Raw genomic sequence first — 17,382 nt, 5'->3', positions numbered from 1 at the left:
TCAGCGGTCAGGGGCGCTGATGGTCCTGAACCTCGGCACCCACCTCCTCGTAGTAGCGCAGTGCGCCGGGATGGAAGGCGATCGGCGTGGAGGTAACGCTGAACTCGACGGTGGTGTCATTGGCCGCCGGGTGGATGGCGATCAGCTCATCGGTGTGCTCGAAGAGGATGCGCGTGACCTGGTAGGCCAGCTCCTCATCCATCTCGCTGCTCACCGCCAGCACATTGGGGATGCTGATGGTCTGCACCGCCTCATCCATGCCGTCGTAGAGGCCGGCACGCAGCTCATAGGCGGCAAACACCGGCTCCGCTTCGCGGGCATTGGCGATCTCCTCGTCGGAAAAGCCGATCAGGCGGATATCGCGGGTGGTGGCCAGGTTGAGGATCGAGCTGGTGGGCGGCCCCACGCTCCAGAAGCCGGCGTCGATATCGCCGTCACGGATGGCGTCGGCGGTCTCGTTGAAGTTGAGCCGCTGGGGCCGGAAGTCATCGTAGCTGATGCCGTTGGCCTCGAGCAGGGCGCGGGCGTTGAGCTCGGTGCCGCTGCCCGGCGCGCCCACCGAGACCCGCTTGCCGCGCAGGTCATCCAGCGACTCGACCCCGGAATCGGCCAGGGTCACCAGCTGCACGGCGTTGGGGTAGATGGAGGCCAGGGCGCGGATGTTCTCCAACTGGCGACCCTCGAAATCGCCGGTGCCGCTGTAGGCCTGGAAGACGGTGTCCGCCAGGGCCAGGGCCAGGTCGGAATCACCGCGCCACACCAGCCCCATGTTCTCCACCGAGGCACCGGTGACCTCGGCCACGGCGCTGGCTCCCTCGATATGGTTGTTGATCAGCTCGGCCAGGCCGCCGCCGTAGGGGTAATAGACGCCCCCGGTGCCGCCGGTGGCGATGGAAAGCTGCTGGGCCGCCGCCATGGGGGCCGTGACCAGTAGCGACGCGGCCACTGCATACTTGAGAGCTCGCATGGTATTCCTCCGTCCTGAAGCCGGACTGCTTGTGATTATTGGGGAGACCGGGCTGCTCCGGGTCCATCAGAAACCTAGCATGCCCGGGTCGGAGGAAGCCACTTACCGCTTTCTACGCTTCCCCCAACCCTGGCCACTCCCAGCCGCTTCGGCGACCGGACGGACGACTATCCCGGCAGGCCGTCCGGGCGTGCGCTGAGCAGCATCCGCGCGTAGCCGAATGCATAGCCCAGGAAGGCCAGCAGCCACAGTGCCGCCGCGGCCACCACGCTCACCACCAGATACTGCTGGGGCCACAGCAGCGGGACGCCGGTGCGCAGCGCCGTGCCCAGCAGCAGGCAGGCCAGGGCCAGCCAGATCGATCGCGGCAGCTCGAGCGACCGCCCAGTATGGCGCAGGCCGGCGATGCAGAAGACCGCCAGCACGGCGGTACCGATGGCACCCAGGAAGAGCGCATGACGGCCGGCATAGGCGGGCAGGCTCTCCACCAGCGCGGTGACCCCCACCAGCACCAAGCCCAGGGTTAGCCAGGCGTAAGCCAGGGTCAGCAGCAGCAGGTAAAGCCGCCCCATGGCCCGCCCCCAGGGCCACTCGGAGAGGCGGTCCGCCTGGGCCGCCGCCGCCGCCAGGGCGATCCAGCCGGTCACCGGATGCCCCTGCGCCAGGAAGTCCGCCAGGGCGAACAGGCACAGCGTGGCCACAGCCAGGTGCTCACGGGCCGAGGTGAAGCGCAGCGGCCGTTCGGCGCCGCTGGCCTGGACGGCCGCCATGGCCACCACCCGCACGATGCGCGTGGCGGTCACCGCGATCATGATCAGCAGCAGGTTGGCCGCCAGGTGCAGCGGGTCCAGCAGGCCGAACGGCAGCGACAGCGGCGCGAGCCAGGCCAGATAGAAGCCCAGCTGGGCCAGCAGAACGCCCCCCAGCAGCACGCCCAAACTGAGGTGACGGCGTCCCTCCGGTGACAGCAGCGCCGGCAGCGCCCAGCCCAGCACCACCAGCGGAAAGGCCAGGTTGACCAGCGCCACCAGCCAGCCCGGCAGGGTGCCGGCCAGCCAGAAGGCGCTGCGCCCGGCCAGCCACAGCAGCACCAGGGCCGCCAGGGGGGCGCCGGTCAACGGCTCGACCCTCGCCCAGGAGGGCACCGCGGTGAGCAGGAAGCCGGCCAGCGCGGCGGCCACGAAGCCGAACAGCATCTCGTGTGCGTGCCAGGCCATGGGCGGCATGCCCAGGTCCAGACTGAACAGCTGCAGCATGCCGCCCACCCAGGGCAGCAGCGCCAGCGGCGCATACAGGGCCGCCAGCAGGAAGAAGGGCCGGAAGGCATAGGCCAGGACCGGCAGCCGCGGCGGGGCGGAGCTATCCAGGGGTGGGGTCATGTCAGCTCCTTGAGCTCGGGGAGGGCCGGTCAGCCATCGGCCAGGTAGAAGGCGTCGTCGGGCAGCCCGCCGCCGATGAAGCCGCTCGACAGCTCGGCCAGGGCGCCGAAGAAGGCCTCCAGGGCGGGACGGGCCTGAGCGGCCGTCTGCATCTCGAGCCGGGTGCGGGCAATGGCCCCCTCGAACACCGGCGCCGAGAGCGGCGACTGCTCCGCCCCCAGGCGCGCCGCCGCGGCGGGCTCGGCATTGACCCAGGGCACCGCCTCGGCCACCGCCGCCTGGACGGCGGCGACCCAGTCGGGATGTGCCTCCAGCAGCTCGCGACGGCAGATCACCCCGGCCTGGGGCAGCGCCGCGGCGCCGCCGGTGAGCCGCGCCCACTCCCGCTGCAGGTCCAGCTCCCCGGGCTCGATGCCCAGCGAGGCCCCCTGCAGCCGGGTGGCGGTACGCATCGGTTCGGGCAGCACCGCGGCATCCAGGCGCCGGGCGAGGAACATCTGCACCGTCTCGAAGGGGCTGGCGTGGTAGGTGATGCGCAGATCGCGCCCCACCTCGAGCCCCTGACGAGCGAGCAGGTAGCGCAGCACCAGGTCGGGCATGTCGCCGCGCCAGGGTACGCCGACATGGCGCCCGGCCAGGTCCGACAGGCTGTCGAAGGGCCGCGGCAGCGACAGCATGCCCAGGGTGCCCCAGACGTTGACGTTCATCAGAACCACCGGCACACCGCGGTTGTAGAGGTTGGCCGCCACGTTGGTGGGAGTGGCGGTGAGCTGCACCTCGCCGCCGGCGATCCAGGCGCGCAGCTGGTCGGGGTCGCGCCAGGCGCGCAGGTCGGGCTCACCCGCCAGCGCCTTCAAGCGCTCGTCCTGCAGCGCCCGGGCCAGGATCAGCTGGGGCAGGCCCAGTGGCGTGGCCGCCCGCAGGCCAGCCTGGGCGGCCAGGCCGACGCCGGGTAGCGCCGCCAGGGCGGCACTGGCGGCCGCCAACTGCAGCAGCCGGCGGCGGGATAGATCGTTCATGCGGTCACCTCTCGGGATTGGAACAGGAAGCTCTCGGCCACCGCGGGATGGCGCAGCAGCGCGCCGGCGGCCTCGAAGAGAAAGGCGGTATCGCGCTCGGCGAAGGGACGCGTGACGCGCTCCTCGTGGACGATGCGTCCCGGCGCGGGAGACAGCACCACCACCCGGTGGCCCAGCCGCAGCGCCTCGGTCAGGTCATGGGTCACCATCAGCGCCGCGATGCCCCGACGCGCCAGCAGGTCCAGCAGCAGCGCCTGGGCCTCACTGCGCATCCCCACGTCCAGGGCGCTGAAGGGTTCGTCGAGCAGCAGGCAGTCGGCCTCCACGGCCAGGGCGCGGGCCAGGGCGACGCGCTGCTGCATGCCGCCGGACAGCTCATGGGGGAAGTGGTCGTGCCGGTCGGCCAGCCCCAGCTCGGCGGCCAGGGCGCGGGCGCGGACCAGGCGCTCCCGGCGCGGCACGCCCATCGCCTTGAGCCCCAGGGCGATATTGTCGAGCAGGCGCCGCCAGGGCAGCAGGCGCCCCTCCTGAAAGACCATCGCGCTGCGCCTAAAGCCGTCGTTCACCCGGCCCTCCGTGGGTTCCACCAGGCCCGCGGCGATGCGCAGCAGGGTGGTCTTGCCGCAGCCGGACGGCCCCACCAGGCACACCGACTCCCCCGGCGCCACCCTCAGGCTCACCCGATCGATCACCCGCTCCATGCCGAAGACATGGCCAATACCCTCCAGCGACAGCATCTCAGTGCCCTCCCCGCCCGGCCTGGCGCCAGGGCTCCATGCGCCGCTGCAGCGGCCGCAGCAGGCCGTGCTCGGCGGCCAGCAGCAGCGCCACCACCAGCACGATCCAGGCCATCGCCGCGGCGGTATCCAGATTGACCCGGGCGATGGCCAGGCCGGCGCCGATGCCGTCCTCGGTGGCGAACAGCTCGGCCATCACCGCGACCTTCCAGGCCACACCCAGCGCCGTGACCAAGGCCGGGAAGACGTAGGAAACGATATGCGGCAGATGGATATCGACCAGCCGCATCAACGGCGGCACCCGAAAGACATCGGCCATCTCGCGCAGCCGGCGGTCCAGCGTCAAAGCGCCCATCTGAGCGCCGGCGAAGCTGACCGGCAAGGTGGTGGCCATGACGGTATAGACGGTGGCCAGGGAGCCGCTGCCGAACCACAGGATGGCCAGCACGATCCAGGCAATCGGCGGTATCCCCAGCAGCACCGTGGACATCGGCTCCAGGGCGCGGCCCAGGGTGCGGGACAGCCCCGCCAGGATCCCCAGCGCAGTGCCCACCAGCGCCGCCGCGGCGAAGCCAAGCATGGCTCGCCAAGTGGTAGCCCACACCGCCGCGGCCGCCTCGCCCTCCTGCCACAGCCGAGCCAGGGCCGCCAGCGCATCCCGCGGCCCCGGCAGCAGGAAGCTCCCGTAGGCCAGGCTGCCCCACTCCCACAGCGCCACGAACAGCAGCACCCCGGTCAGGCTGCCTCCCCAGCCGAGCAGCGTCTCGACGCCTCGCGCCGGCAATGACCGCTTCATGCGCATCTCCACAAAGCAAACAGGAATGATTCGATTTTGCTTTAAACCGGCGAACGGCGTGTTGATGCCGGTCAAACGGCGGTGATCCGGCGGGCCCGCCCTCCCCTTCGCAAGCGCGAGGTGCGGCGCCCCTGACCTGGATCAAAACAAGAATCATTATAAAATGCATCATGTTTACTTCTTCAACCCCGGAGTCACCGATGCGACCCTCGACCCCCTTCTCCCGCCTCACACCGCTCGCCCTGGCCATGACCGCCGCCGGCGCCCTGAGCCTGCCGGCCCTGGCCGACGACAGCGCCCAGCCGCTCGCCACCATGACGGTCACCGCCAAGGGCTACGCTGCGGACACCCTGGATACGCCCAGCGCCACGCTGCGCCTGGACGCCGGCGAAGCCCCGACGACCGCCAGCGTGGGCAGCCTGTTTCGCGGCCAGCCGGGTACCGCCGTCCAGAGCGACGGGGCCTGGGGCCAGAACCCGGTGCTGCGGGGGCTGCAGAAGGAGAGCATTGTGCTGCAGGTGGACGGCGTGCGGCTCAACTCGGCCCAGCCGGCGGGGGCCCTGACCTCCTTCGCCAGCCTGGGCCTGCTGGAGAGCGTCGAGGTGGTCAAGGGGCCGGGGTCGGTGCTGCACGGCAGCGGCGCCCTGGGCGGCGCCGTGAACCTGCGCACGCCCCCGGCCGAGTTCACCGCTGCGCCCAGCGTGCAGGGGAGAGTCAGCGCCAGCGCCGGCAGCGTGGACGACAGCCTCGGCGGCGGCGCCGTGGTGCGGCTCGCCAACGCCGACCACGCCCTGGTGCTGGGCGCCACCGGCCGCGATATCGGCGACTATGACACCCCCGAGGGCCGGGTCGACAACAGCGGCTTTCGCTCCGGCGCCTTCCTGGCCAAGTACGCCTTCCGCCTGGCCGATGGCCATCGCCTGCAGCTCAACCTGCAGCACCAGGAGGACCGCGACGTCTGGTACCCCGGCTCGACGAAACAGGCCCCGGCACCGGCGCTGGGCCTGCTGACCATCCACTCGCCGCGCCAGGAGCGCGAGCTCTACGAGCTGAGCTACACGGGCGGGATCGGCCCCGGCACCCTGGAGACCCGCCTCTATCGCCAGGAGGTGTTCCGCCAGATCCGCGCCTGGTCGAGTGGCCTGGCGCGCAACCAGGTGTGGAACGACGTGACCTTCACCACCGACGGGGCGCGCACCCAGTACCGCCTGCCGCTGGGCGAGCGCCACCTGCTGACCCTGGGGGCCGAGATCTGGGAGATGACCGGCGACCCGCAGCGCTTCAGCTACCAGGGCATGAGCGACAACGTGATCGCCAACTCCCCCTTCCGCAACGGCGCGATCGAGAGCCGCGGCCTCTTCGTGCAGGACGAGGTGATGTTCGACGACTGGACGCTGATGCTGGGCGCCCGCTACGACAGCGTGACCGGCGACGCCGACCTCAAGGGCAGCGGGCCCAACGCCACCCGCGAGGGGCTGAAGAACACCAGCGAGGCGCTCAGCTGGTCCATCGGCGCCATCTATAACGCCTCACCGCTGCTCAACCCCTACGTCAGCCTGGGCTCCGCCTATCGCGCCCCGGACATGCGCGAGCGCTTCGAGGACGCCGAGCGTGGCGACGGCTATTTCCATATCGGCAACCCCCAGCTCGACCCCGAGCACTCCACCAGCCTGGAGATCGGCCTGAAGGGGCGCGGCGAGCGCGGCGAATACCATCTGGCGGCTTTCCATACCCGCATCGACGACTACATCGCCGGGCGCATCACCGGCATGACCAACCCGCAGGGCGTTCCGATCAAGCGCACCGAGAACCTGGACCGGGTCGAGATCCAGGGCCTGGAGGCGGGCTTCCTCCTGCCGCTGGAGGCCTGGCTCAACCGCCCGGACTGGGCGCTGGACGGCAGCCTGACCTGGCTGCGCGGCACCAACAAGCAGGACGATGAGCCGCTCTACCGGATGCCCGCCGCCGAGGCGACGCTGGGCATCGGCCAGCGGCCCGAACTCGGCTTCCAGTGGCATGCCCAGGTACGCGCCGTGGCCCGCCAGGAGCGCACCGCCGACATCTTCTCGGGAGGCACCGAACTCGCCACCCCCGGCTTCGCCACCGCCGACCTGGGCCTGGGCTGGCACTTCGGGCAGGCGGGCGGACTCTCCCGCCTGTCGCTCGGCCTGGAGGTGAACAACCTCTTCGACCGAGGCTATCGCGAGCACCTGACCGACCAGCCCGCCGGCGGCGAGCTGCTGGCCCCGGGCCGTGGCGCCGTGGCCACCCTGCGCGGGCGTTTCTAAGCCTTGGCGTTCCTATCGGAACCCCGGGCCTGCCCCCGGCGCCCATCAGCCGCCGGGAGTTTTGTCCGTCACGCTTGGCCCTCCACCATCGCCTTCGCCTGCTCGACGATATGGGCGCCGATGGGGATGGCTGAGGTGGCCGCCGGCGACGGGGCGTTGCCCACGTTGAGGGTGCGCCGGGTATTGACGAACAGGAAGTCGTCCACCAGCTTGCCGTCCCGGGAGACCGCCTGGGCGCGCACCCCGGCCGGGTAGGGCTCGAGATCCTCGAGGGTCAGCCCGGGGCAGTACTTGCGCACCAGCTCGAGATAGCCGCGCCGGTGCAGCGAGTTCTTCATCTCCATCAGCCCCGGACGCAGGTTCTTGCCCAGCACCTTGAGGATACCCGGGTTGGTGAACATCCGCGCCATGTCGACGAGCGAGACGTCCCGCTTGCGGTACCCCTCGCGCTTGAGCGCCAGCACCGCGTTGGGCCCCACGGTGACCGAGCCGTCGATCATCCGCGTCAGGTGCACGCCCAGGAAGGGCATGGAGGGGTCGGGAATCGGGTAGATCAGGTGGTTGACGATGGCATTGTGCTTGGCCGGCAGCCGATAGTACTCGCCGCGGAAGGGGCAGATGGTGAAGCCCGGGTCCTGGCCCAGCAGACGGATCACCCGGTCGGCCATCAGCCCCGAGCAGGTCACCAGGTAGCGCCCGGTGAACTCGCCGCCACGGCTCTTCACCACCACCTCGCGAGTCCGCTCCTCGAGGCCGGTGACGTCGCAGCCGTAGCGGATCTCGCCGCCCATCCGCTCGAACTCGGCGGCCATGGCGCGGGTCACCGCGGCATAGTCGACGATGCCGCTGGAGGGCACGAAGATGCCGCCGAGCCCGGTGATATTGGGCTCGCGCTCGGCCAGCGCCTCGGCGGAGAGCCACTCCCGCTCCAGGCCGTTGGCCTCGGTGCGCTCCCACAGCGCGGCCATGCGCTGCATTTCCAGCTCGTTGGTGGCCACCAGCAGCTTGCCGCAGCTGTCATAGGGGATGTCGTGGGCCTGGCAGAACGCCACCGTGGCCCGGTTGCCCGCCAGACAGAAGCGCGCCTTGAGGCTGCCCGGGGTGTAGTAGACCCCGGCGTGGATCACCCCGCTGTTGTGGCCGGTCTGGTGCTGCGCCGGCCCGGCTTCCTTCTCGAGCAGCAGCATGCGCCGGTCGGGGTAGGCCTGCTTGAGCTGCATGGCGGTGGACATGCCCAGGATCCCGCCGCCGATGATGATGAAATCGTGCATCTCGTCTCTCTCACTGAACACGCGCTCGCCGAACACGCGAAAGCCACGCCGTGGCGGCGTGGCAGGATTCATACCATGACAACCCTTCGGGCCGCCGTCACTTCAGGCGCCATCACACCGAAAGTTATCGCAGATAGCTTGCATCGCTCGGGGCTGACCTGTAGACAAGCCTGCAAGGAGGCGCTGTGAACCCCTCCCTGGGCGCTACCGGCGCCCAACTGCGCTCCCGCATCCTGCTCCGCTTGTTGGACCAGGGCTGGCCATCCATGGCCAGCCCGTTCGGAGCAGTGCTCCTCACCCATGGCGCAGGACCTCCTCTTCGGCTTGCCTACAGCGCCCCTCGTCTTTCGTGACAGCGATATCCCTGCCATCACACCTGGCGCGGGTTGCGCAGGGTCTTGGCGTGGGTGAAGTAGCCGCGCTGGCGCATCAGTTCGCGACGCAGGTCCGGATGCGGCGTGAAACGGTCGCGTCCATGCAGCCAGAAGTGGTTGTTGATCAGCAGGAAGCTGCCCACCGGGTTGGGCACCGAAAGGATCGCCGGACTGTTCTCCAGTGACTCGGAGAGGTCGGTCAGCCAGTTGCCCTCCTCGAAGTCCTTGGGCTGCACGAACTGATCGATGTAGGCCATGATCGGCAGACCACTGGCATCCACGTCGAAGACCGCGTGGTAGATGTCCTGGGCGACGTTCTTGCTGGGCGGTGCGGTCCAGCGCATCTCGCGGCGCGCCAGCGGGTGGCGATAGAAGCGCTCCAGGTCTTCCCAGTCATCCAGGTGCAGCAGCAGGGAGTTGCCGCCCTCCATGTTCTGCTCGTCGATCTTCATCATCAGCACATAGTCGGTGTCCTGCTCGACGAAGGTGCCGTCGTTGTGCAGCTCCATCACCCGGTGGGGCTGACGCAGGTAGCTGTCGGAGTCATCGACGTTCTTGACCACGAAGCGCGCGTAGTACTGGCCGCTCATGGCGTCGTAGTTGGAACGCCCCATCAGGTGCGCCACGGCGGTGGACACCTTGACCATCTCATCGGCCCGCTCGACGGAATCGAGCCCCTCCATCACCACCTGGAAGCCACCGGTGGCGCGATCCACCAGGGTGTTGACCAGCACCGGCTGCAGGGTGTTGTCGCACAGGTCATCCAGGATCTTCGCCACCCGGAAACGCAGCATCGACTTGTACTCCAGCGCCTGGACGGGCCACTCGGCAACGGCCTCCAGGAAGGCGCTGACCACCTCGCGGGAGAGCGTCAGCTGCAGCAGCCGCGACGAGGCGGCAGACGGCGTCAGGGTAAAGCCGCGGATATCGGCGGGCAGGGGCATAGCGGTATCGGGTAGCTGGGTCAGCACGGTCATGTCAGGGGCTCCAAACGAGGTGCACAGAATGCCGCCATACGCCGGCGGCAGCGTTACACTTCAAAAATATCTATATTTTTTATTTTTGTCAAAACAACGACTCTTCCATGACCAAAATCATTTAATATTAATTTTTTTGACTAAAGTCGATATTGATAATGCCAAGCGTCGGTGTCCGAATGGAGGTCCACTCGCTACCTGACGGAGTCACCACGATGAAGATTCGATCCCTGCTTCTGGCGCTTGGCCTGTCGACGCTACCCGGCCTGGCCGCCGCTCAGCAGCTCTCCATCGCCACCGGCGGCACCGGCGGCGCCTACTACCCGCTGGGCGGTGGCCTGGCCGAGCTGATCAACACTCATGTAGAAGGCGCCAATGCGGTAGCCGAAGTCACCGGCGCCTCGGTGGAGAACATGGGACTGATCTGGCGCGGCGACTCCGATATCGCCTTCGCCCTGGCCGATACCGTCTATCAGGCCTATCACGGCACCGGCGACTTCGAGGGCCGCCAGTTGGAGAACATTCGCGCCCTGGCCTCGGTTTACCCCAACGCCGTGCAGCTGGTCACCCTGGCCGACTCCGACATCGAGACGCTGGACGATCTGCGCGGCAAGCGGGTCTCGGTGGGCGCACCGGGCAGCGGCACCGAGCTCAACGCCCGTGCGCTGCTCAATGCCAACGGCATCGACTACGACGACCTCCGCCCGCAGCGTCTCAACTTCAACGAGACCGCCGACGCCATCCGCGACGGCGACATCGACGCCGGCTTCTGGAGCGTGGGGCCCCCCACCAGCTCGATCCTCAACCTGGCGGCGACTCGCGATATTCGCCTGATCGGCCTGTCCGACGAGCAGATCGCCAACGCCCGCGAAGCCGTACCGGTGTTCGCCCCCTATGAACTGCGCGCCGGCCTCTACGAGGGCATGGAAGAGGGCGTTCAGACCGTCGGCATCCCCAATGTGCTGGCGGTCAGCAGCGAAATGGATGACGACTTGGCGGGCAAGCTGACACGGCTGCTGTTCGAACACACCGAGTCGCTGATCGACGTGCATCCGGCGGCCAACGACACCAGCATCGAGTTCAGCATCGACTCCACGCCAATCGCCTTCCATCCCGGGGCGCTGCGCTATTACGAGGAGATTGCTGCCGAGGTTCAGGAGCATCAGCGCCCCTGACACTTCCCTTGATACCGATGCGCCCCCTGCCATGGGCCGGGGGCGAATTGACGTGATCCTGATCACTCTGACATAGCGCGGGTATTGATGTGAACAATTCTCACTCCCCCAGCACTCCCCCCCCGCCCATTGCACAGTCCAGGGCCATCCTGTGGCTGATCACCCTGGTGGCGGTGGGCCTGTCGCTGTTCCAACTCTATTCTGCCGGCATCCAGCCGCTGGGCATGTTCTACCAGCGCAGCCTCCACCTGATGCTGATCATGCTGCTGGCCTTCCTGATCTTTCCGGTCTTCGGTGCCCACCGGAAGCGCGGGGCGCTGGGCTGGGCCATCGATACCGCCTTCTTCGCTGGAGCCCTGATCACCGGCGGCTACCTGGTGCTCTTTCTCGACGAAATCATTTCCCGTGCCGGCTTCTGGAGCCAGACCGATATCCTGGTCGGCTGCATCGCCGTGGTCACCGTGCTGGAAGCCAGCCGCCGGGCGGTGGGCCTGGGCATGACCCTCATTGGCGTCATCGCCATCCTCTACGCCTTCGCCGGTCCACGCGGCGAGCTGCCCTGGCTGGGGCAGTTCCTGCCCGGCATCCTCGAGCACCGCGGCTACAATATCGATCGCGTGGTCGGCCAGCTCTACCTGGGCCAGGAGGGCATCTTCGGGCTGCCGCTGGGGGTGGCGGCCACCTATATCTTCATCTTCGTGCTGTTCGGCGCCTTCCTGGAAATCACCGGCGCCGGCAAGTTCTTCATCGACCTGGCCTACGCCGCCACCGGTCGCCAGCGGGGCGGACCCGCCAAGGCGTCGGTCATCGCCTCGGCCGGCATGGGCTCGATCTCCGGCAGCGCCATCGCCAACGTGGTGACCACCGGCGCCTTCACCATTCCGCTGATGAAGCGGCTAGGCTACAAGCCCCACCAGGCCGGTGGCATCGAGGCGGCGGCCTCCACCGGCGGGCAGATCATGCCGCCGCTGATGGGCGCTGGCGCCTTTTTGATCGCCGAGTACACCGGGGTCTCCTACCTGGAGGTGGTCAAGGTCAGCGTGCTGCCGGCGGTGATGTACTTCGCCACCGTCTATCTGTTCGTGCATATCATCGCCCTCAAGCAGGGCATGCAGGGCATGGCGCGCTCGGAGCTGCCCCAGGTGCGCGAGGTAATGAAGGAGGGCTGGCACTTCCTGCTGCCGCTGGGGGTGCTGGTCTACCTGCTGGTGATGCACATGTCGCCCATGCGCGTGGGCTTCTATGCGGTGATGACCATGCTCGCCGTGGCGGTGCTGCGCTATGCGATCTGGTTCCTGTTCATCGCCCCGCGCCAAGGCCAGCCTGTGACCCTGGCCCGCATCGCCACGGTGCTGTGGGCCGGCTGGCTGAAGCTGGTGCAGGGCCTGGAGCTCGGTGCCCGCAACGCCGTGGCGGTCTCCATGGCCTGCGCGGTGGCCGGCATCATCGTCGGTATCGTCGGCCTGACCGGCCTGGGTCTGAAGTTCTCGGCCATGATGATGGCCTTCTCCGGCGGCAACATCCTGCTGGCCCTGCTGCTGGTGCTGCTGGCCAGCCTGGTCCTGGGCATGGGCCTGCCGGTGACCGCCAGCTACATCGTGCTGATCGTGCTGGTGGGCCCGGCGCTGACCGCCGAGTTCGGTATCCCGCTGCTGATCGCCCACCTGGTGGTGTTCTGGTACTCCCAGGACTCCAATGTGACGCCACCGATCGCGCTGGCCGGCTTCGCCGGGGCGGCCATCGCCGGCAGCAAGCCCATGGAAACCGGGGTACAAGCCTGGAAGTTCGCCAAGGGACTCTACCTGATCCCGGTGTTCATGGTCTTCAATCCGGAGATCATCATGGGCGGGCCCTGGCCGGTGCTGATCTGGAACGGGGTGATCGCCATCCTGGCGCTGGGCGCCTTCGCCGCGGCCCTGGAGGGCTATCTCTTCACCCGCATGTCGTGGCTGCCGAGGCTGGCGATCACCGCGGGCATCGTGGCGGTGTTCTGGCCCGACTTCACTGCCGAACTGGCAGGGGTGGGGCTGATGGCAGCCGCGATTGCCCATAACCTGTTCAGCTGGAAACAGGAGCAGCGCCTGAAAACGGTCACGGCCAGCTGACGCGACGCCGGAACACCGCGTTCAGGCCAGGAGCCCCGCTACGGCGGGGCTCTTCTGTTTGAGTCTTGCCCAATGATGTTTACAGCGTCTGCTCAAGCTCCGGCAGCGCCTCGAAGAGATCCGCTACCAATCCATAGTCCGCCACCTGGAAAATCGGCGCCTCCTCGTCCTTGTTGATGGCGACGATCACCTTGGAGTCCTTCATGCCGGCCAGGTGCTGGATGGCACCCGAGATACCCACGGCGATGTAGAGCTCCGGCGCGACGATCTTGCCGGTCTGGCCCACCTGCATGTCGTTGGGCACGAAGCCGGCGTCCACCGCGGCGCGGGAGGCGCCGATGGCCGCACCCAGCTTGTCGGCGATGCCCTCGAGCAGCGTGAAGTTCTCGCCGCTGCCCATGCCGCGGCCGCCGGAGATCACCACCTTGGCCGCCCCCAGCTCGGGGCGATCGGACTGGGCCAGCGCTTCCTTGATGAAGGTGGACTGGGCGTTGTCGGCGACGAACTCGACGGCTTCCACGCTGGCGGAGCCGCCCTCGCTCCCTCTATCAGGGCAGGCATCGAAACCGGTGGGGCGCACGGTGATCACCTTGAGGGCGTCCTCGCTCTGCACGGTGGCGATGGCGTTGCCCGCGTAGATCGGGCGCTTGAAGGTGTCCGGAGACTCCACCGCGATGATCTCGGAGATCTGCGAGACGTCCTTGAGCGCGGCCACCCGGGGCAACACGTTCTTGCCGGTGGTGGAAGCGGCCGCCAGCACGTGGCTGTAGTCGCCGGCGAGCTCCGCGATCAGCGCCGCGGTGGGCTCGGCCAGCAGGTGGGCATAGGCGGCGTTGTCGGCCAGGCGCACCTTGGCCACGCCATCGAGCTTGGCCGCGGCCTCGGCCACGGCGGCGACGTTCTCGCCGGCCACCAGGACGTCGATGTCACCACCGATGGCCTGGGCGGCCGCGACCACGTGGGCGGTGGCGCCGGCCAGGGCGCCGTCGTGATGTTCAGCGAGTACCAGAATGCTCATGAATTCATCTCCTCTCAAAGCGCCGTTTTCAAAGCACTTTGGCTTCGTTCTTGAGTTTGTCCACGAGCTCGTCCACGGAGCCCACCTTGATGCCACCCTGGCGCTTGGCCGGCGGCTCGACCTTGAGCAGCTTGACCTTGGAGGCCACCTCGACGCCGAGGTCGGACGGGCTCTTGACGTCCATCGGCTTCTTCTTGGCCTTCATGATGTCGGGCAGCTTGGCGTAGCGCGGCTCGTTGAGGCGCAGGTCGGTGGTAACGATGGCCGGCAGCGTGAGTTCGATGGTCTGCAGGCCGCCGTCGATCTCGCGGGTCACCTGGAGCTTGCCCCCCTCCACGGCCACCTCGGAGGCGAAGGTGCCCTGGGGCAGGCCGGTCAGGGCAGCAAGCATCTGGCCGGCCTGGTTGTTGTCGGTGTCGATGGCCTGCTTACCCAGGATCACCAGACCCGGCTGCTCGGCCTCGACCACCTTGGCCAGCGCCTTGGCGGCGCCCAGCGATTCGACGCGCTCGTCGGTCTCGACATGAATGGCACGGTCGGCGCCCAGCGCCAGAGCGGTGCGCAGCTGCTCCTGGGCGGCCTTGGGGCCGACGGTCACGGCGACGATCTCGCTGGCCACGCCCTTTTCCTGCAGGCGCACCGCCTCTTCCACGGCGATCTCGCAGAAGGGGTTCATGGCCATCTTGACGTTGGTGAGGTCGACGTCGGAGTTGTCCGGCTTGACCCGGATCTTGACGTTGTAGTCGATGACGCGTTTGACCGCGACGACAATCTTCATTATATGTACTCCTCTATTCCATATCTGGTAGCTATAGAGATTTTGGCATGGCTGCAACACCCAAAAGCAGAGAATTCAAACGGCGCTCTGCGCTATCCGATCTCGAGTTCAACAAGACCGGAACCTGTGCTCCCAGTACAAGCGACCCAGTCTTGGCGTCGCCGTGAAATTTCCATGCCTTAACGACAGAATTGGCCGCTTCGATATTGGAAAACAGCAGCAAGTCGGCCCCACCAGCCACAGGTGACTCTGTCAAACCTTTGCTTTTCGCCGCAGCGTGACTGACCGCGACATCATAACCAAATGGCCCATCGACGATGAATCCGGGAAGCTTTCCCTGGCGGGATTGCAAGGTGAGCGCTGCGGCATCAGTGGTTGCGGGCATTGCATCTGAGACTTTCTCAGACGCAGCCACGGCAGCCACGCGAACCTCGGACACTCCAAGACCTCGATAAAGCTCAGCGGTGTTCAGGATGATCTGGCGTTTCTGCTGTAACGTTGGAACTGGAACAATACCGTTATCAGTTGCCGCAATCAGTTTAGGATAGCTGGGCATTTCGGCCACGGTGACATTGGAGAGCAGACCGCTCTGCCGGATACCGACATCCCGATGAACCACCGCCCGCAGATATGATGCGCTGTCGATATGCCCCTTCATCAGGATCTGGGCATCACCAGAGCGCACCGCCGAGACCGCAAGGCCAGCACAGACCGCGGCATCGCCCGCCGGGACCAGTTCGACACTCGACCGTAGCCGATCTGGCAGGGTTTTCCGAATTTGTATCCTATCGCCACATAGAATAGCACTGGCTATCAGACCGCGATCCAACGCCATCACCACAGCATCTAGCACCTCGGCATCATCGGCCCCGGCCACAGCTAGGCAGATGTCGGAGCGACTCTGTTGCGTAAGTTGGAGAAAGCTTTTCACCGTCATAACCCTACACCTTTGCCTACCGTGACTGGCCAGGTCATGGGCACTTCCTGTCCATCCAGCACCCGCAAGACCCCTTCGGCTAGCGCTAGACATTCGTTGCTCCCAGGATAAACTGAAACAGGAGCAATCCGCCGTGTACTCTCTATCAAACGATCAGTAATTATGGCGCTATTTGCCAGACCTCCGGTCAATATAATCCCGTCAAGCTCGAAATTCGCAACCGATGCCATCGCCCCAATCGCCTTGCGGATCTGATAGAGCATGGCGTCATAAACCAGAGCTGCCTTGGCGTCACCCGCTGCGACCCTGGACTCAATCTTTTGGATATCCTTGGTGCCAAGGTAGCCATAGACACCACCCTCACCATACAATTTTTTCAATAGCTCGGGCTTATCGTATTTCCCGGAATAACACAGCTCGATTAACGGAAGCGGTGGCAGACCACCGGCACGTTCAGGAGTAAAGGGCGAAATCTCCATTCGATTGGAACTGTCGGCTATCTTGCCATCCAACAATGTGGCAATAGAAAAACCGGCGCCCAAATGTGCAACAACCGCACGCAACTCATCGAACGGCTTACCCAGCTCACCGGCCAGCTTGCGCCCGCAGGCACGGATATTCAATGCATGAACAAAGCTGAAACGAGGAATCTCTTCAAAGCCGGACAGCCGTGCAACGGGAGTCAGCTCATCGACGCTAACGGGATCGACGATATAGGCTGGAATGCCAAGCGGTGCCGCGATCGCCTGGGCCAGAGGTGCGCCAAGATTGCTGGCGTGATCATAGACTGGGGTATGCAGGGCGAAATCGACCAACTCATCATTAATCAAGATGACGCCCGCCGGCACCGGTGTCAGCATGCCGCCGCGCCCGGCGATGGCGATCAACCGGTCGTCCGGCCTCTTTGCCTGATCCAGGAACGCCGCGACACAGGCACTCCGGTAGCCAAGTTGATCGGCTATTCCAGAAAACTCAGCCATGCGGATTTCTTCATGCCCTAGGCTCTGCTCGCTTACCAGCGACAACCTGGATCCCTCGGCTGCAAACAGCGCGCAGCGAGTGGTTGTGGTACCCGGGTTAATGGTCAGAATAACGTTGCGACTCATGTCACTTATCCTTGTTAGTTGTCATTCAGCAAAAAAAGAAGCTTTTCCAGCACAGATCATCGAGGATCTGCGCCATACGGAGATGCCACATCGCCTGATACTCCAGCGCCTTTCTTGCCCTTTCTTGCCCTTTCGGCCACGGATTCAATGACGGCACCTGTCAGTTCACTGGTGATCGTCAGCTTGAGCTTCCGTGGCGAGACAGTAGGAAGCGCTTGGCCAGGGCCGAGGATGTCAGCGGGCAGCGGCATGGCAACGAAGGGAAACCGGATCTGCACGCTCATGACAGGGTCTCCGTGGGCCAGGGAGCGGAAGATGTGGACTATTCATAAAAATATCTATATTTTTTATTTTTGTCAAAATACCGGAGAGGGCTGGACGCCAGACACGACACCGCCAAGACCCATGGCCTCGGCGGTGTCGCACTAAGGAGATCGGAAGCGGGCCCGACCCGC

At 66.4% G+C, this 17,382-nt stretch carries 15 protein-coding genes; 3 read left to right on the top strand and 12 right to left on the bottom strand.

All coding sequences use genetic code 11. The features are described 5' to 3' along the window. Nucleotides 1-7 precede the first annotated feature (7 nt). The 5 genes from HOP52_RS15290 to HOP52_RS15270 form a co-directional block, all read right to left on the bottom strand. Entirely contained in the window at nt 8-967 is a 960-nt protein-coding gene (locus HOP52_RS15290; protein WP_238978271.1) for a TAXI family TRAP transporter solute-binding subunit, read from the bottom strand. Nucleotides 968-1,134: 167 nt separating this feature from the next. Further along, nucleotides 1,135-2,346, bottom strand: a complete 1,212-nt coding sequence (locus tag HOP52_RS15285) for an NnrS family protein (protein WP_238978270.1) — start codon at nt 2,344-2,346, stop codon at nt 1,135-1,137. A 29-nt stretch (nt 2,347-2,375) separates the two neighbouring features. After that, a complete protein-coding gene (locus HOP52_RS15280) occupies nt 2,376-3,365 on the bottom strand; it encodes an ABC transporter substrate-binding protein (protein WP_238978269.1) in 990 nt (329 codons plus the stop codon). After that, nucleotides 3,362-4,102, bottom strand: coding sequence for an ABC transporter ATP-binding protein (locus tag HOP52_RS15275; protein ID WP_238978268.1), 741 nt, complete (start codon nt 4,100-4,102; stop codon nt 3,362-3,364). The genes HOP52_RS15280 and HOP52_RS15275 overlap by 4 nt, the downstream gene beginning before the upstream one ends. Before the next feature lies 1 nt (nt 4,103). Next, nucleotides 4,104-4,898 carry an ABC transporter permease gene (locus HOP52_RS15270; protein ID WP_238978267.1) on the bottom strand — a complete coding sequence of 265 codons (795 nt, stop codon included), beginning with the start codon at nt 4,896-4,898 and terminating at the stop codon, nt 4,104-4,106. A 200-nt stretch (nt 4,899-5,098) separates the two neighbouring features. Between HOP52_RS15270 and HOP52_RS15265 the strand changes: the two genes are divergently transcribed. After that, nucleotides 5,099-7,186: a TonB-dependent receptor gene (locus HOP52_RS15265; protein WP_238978266.1), complete on the top strand. Its 2,088-nt coding sequence runs from the start codon at nt 5,099-5,101 to the stop codon at nt 7,184-7,186. Nucleotides 7,187-7,254: 68 nt separating this feature from the next. On the opposite strand, the gene lhgO is transcribed toward HOP52_RS15265, so the two are convergent. Then, nucleotides 7,255-8,457, bottom strand: a complete 1,203-nt coding sequence (gene lhgO / locus HOP52_RS15260; protein WP_238978265.1) for an L-2-hydroxyglutarate oxidase — start codon at nt 8,455-8,457, stop codon at nt 7,255-7,257. A gap of 370 nt (nt 8,458-8,827) precedes the next feature. Beyond that, nucleotides 8,828-9,808 carry a glutarate dioxygenase GlaH gene (gene glaH / locus HOP52_RS15255; protein ID WP_238978264.1) on the bottom strand — a complete coding sequence of 327 codons (981 nt, stop codon included), beginning with the start codon at nt 9,806-9,808 and terminating at the stop codon, nt 8,828-8,830. A gap of 215 nt (nt 9,809-10,023) precedes the next feature. Here glaH and HOP52_RS15250 point away from each other — a divergent pair, with 215 nt between their 5' ends. Next, the gene (locus HOP52_RS15250; protein WP_238978263.1) at nt 10,024-10,983 is read left to right on the top strand and encodes a TAXI family TRAP transporter solute-binding subunit; all 960 of its coding nucleotides are present in this window, start codon (nt 10,024-10,026) and stop codon (nt 10,981-10,983) included. An 89-nt stretch (nt 10,984-11,072) separates the two neighbouring features. Next, complete coding sequence (locus HOP52_RS15245) at nt 11,073-13,088, top strand: TRAP transporter permease (protein WP_238978262.1); 2,016 nt, start codon at nt 11,073-11,075, stop codon at nt 13,086-13,088. Nucleotides 13,089-13,167: 79 nt separating this feature from the next. Here the strand turns inward: HOP52_RS15245 and HOP52_RS15240 are convergent, their stop codons facing one another. From HOP52_RS15240 to HOP52_RS15220, 5 genes are read right to left on the bottom strand one after another with little or no spacing between them, the layout of a single operon-like run. After that, complete coding sequence (locus HOP52_RS15240) at nt 13,168-14,106, bottom strand: electron transfer flavoprotein subunit alpha/FixB family protein (RefSeq protein WP_238978261.1); 939 nt, start codon at nt 14,104-14,106, stop codon at nt 13,168-13,170. A 28-nt stretch (nt 14,107-14,134) separates the two neighbouring features. Then, entirely contained in the window at nt 14,135-14,884 is a 750-nt protein-coding gene (locus tag HOP52_RS15235) for an electron transfer flavoprotein subunit beta/FixA family protein (protein ID WP_238978260.1), read from the bottom strand. A 31-nt stretch (nt 14,885-14,915) separates the two neighbouring features. Further along, nucleotides 14,916-15,821, bottom strand: coding sequence for a phosphate acyltransferase (locus tag HOP52_RS15230; protein WP_238978259.1), 906 nt, complete (start codon nt 15,819-15,821; stop codon nt 14,916-14,918). Further along, on the bottom strand, nt 15,818-16,927 hold the full coding sequence (gene buk / locus HOP52_RS15225) for a butyrate kinase (RefSeq protein WP_238978258.1): 1,110 nt from the start codon (nt 16,925-16,927) through the stop codon (nt 15,818-15,820). Before buk ends, HOP52_RS15230 begins: the two co-directional genes overlap by 4 nt. 56 nt (nt 16,928-16,983) lie before the next feature. Then, complete coding sequence (locus HOP52_RS15220; RefSeq protein ID WP_238978257.1) at nt 16,984-17,211, bottom strand: hypothetical protein; 228 nt, start codon at nt 17,209-17,211, stop codon at nt 16,984-16,986. Nucleotides 17,212-17,382: the final 171 nt, after the last annotated feature.

Origin of the sequence: Billgrantia campisalis (assembly GCF_022341425.1) — a bacterium.
GTDB lineage: Bacteria > Pseudomonadota > Gammaproteobacteria > Pseudomonadales > Halomonadaceae > Halomonas > Halomonas campisalis.
This window is presented reverse-complemented; position numbering and strand designations above follow the sequence as displayed.

Bases quoted from the DNA above. Each gene is read 5' to 3' on its own strand.
- HOP52_RS15290 (WP_238978271.1), bottom strand. From the start codon at position 967: ATGCGAGCTCTCAAGTATGCAGTGGCCGCGTCGCTACTGGTCACGGCC.
- HOP52_RS15285 (WP_238978270.1), bottom strand. From the start codon at position 2,346: ATGACCCCACCCCTGGATAGCTCCGCCCCGCCGCGGCTGCCGGTCCTG.
- HOP52_RS15280 (WP_238978269.1), bottom strand. From the start codon at position 3,365: ATGAACGATCTATCCCGCCGCCGGCTGCTGCAGTTGGCGGCCGCCAGT.
- HOP52_RS15275 (WP_238978268.1), bottom strand. From the start codon at position 4,102: ATGCTGTCGCTGGAGGGTATTGGCCATGTCTTCGGCATGGAGCGGGTG.
- HOP52_RS15270 (WP_238978267.1), bottom strand. From the start codon at position 4,898: ATGAAGCGGTCATTGCCGGCGCGAGGCGTCGAGACGCTGCTCGGCTGG.
- HOP52_RS15265 (WP_238978266.1), top strand. From the start codon at position 5,099: ATGCGACCCTCGACCCCCTTCTCCCGCCTCACACCGCTCGCCCTGGCC.
- lhgO (WP_238978265.1), bottom strand. From the start codon at position 8,457: ATGCACGATTTCATCATCATCGGCGGCGGGATCCTGGGCATGTCCACC.
- glaH (WP_238978264.1), bottom strand. From the start codon at position 9,808: ATGACCGTGCTGACCCAGCTACCCGATACCGCTATGCCCCTGCCCGCC.
- HOP52_RS15250 (WP_238978263.1), top strand. From the start codon at position 10,024: ATGAAGATTCGATCCCTGCTTCTGGCGCTTGGCCTGTCGACGCTACCC.
- HOP52_RS15240 (WP_238978261.1), bottom strand. From the start codon at position 14,106: ATGAGCATTCTGGTACTCGCTGAACATCACGACGGCGCCCTGGCCGGC.
- HOP52_RS15235 (WP_238978260.1), bottom strand. From the start codon at position 14,884: ATGAAGATTGTCGTCGCGGTCAAACGCGTCATCGACTACAACGTCAAG.
- HOP52_RS15230 (WP_238978259.1), bottom strand. From the start codon at position 15,821: ATGACGGTGAAAAGCTTTCTCCAACTTACGCAACAGAGTCGCTCCGAC.
- buk (WP_238978258.1), bottom strand. From the start codon at position 16,927: ATGAGTCGCAACGTTATTCTGACCATTAACCCGGGTACCACAACCACT.
- HOP52_RS15220 (WP_238978257.1), bottom strand. From the start codon at position 17,211: ATGAGCGTGCAGATCCGGTTTCCCTTCGTTGCCATGCCGCTGCCCGCT.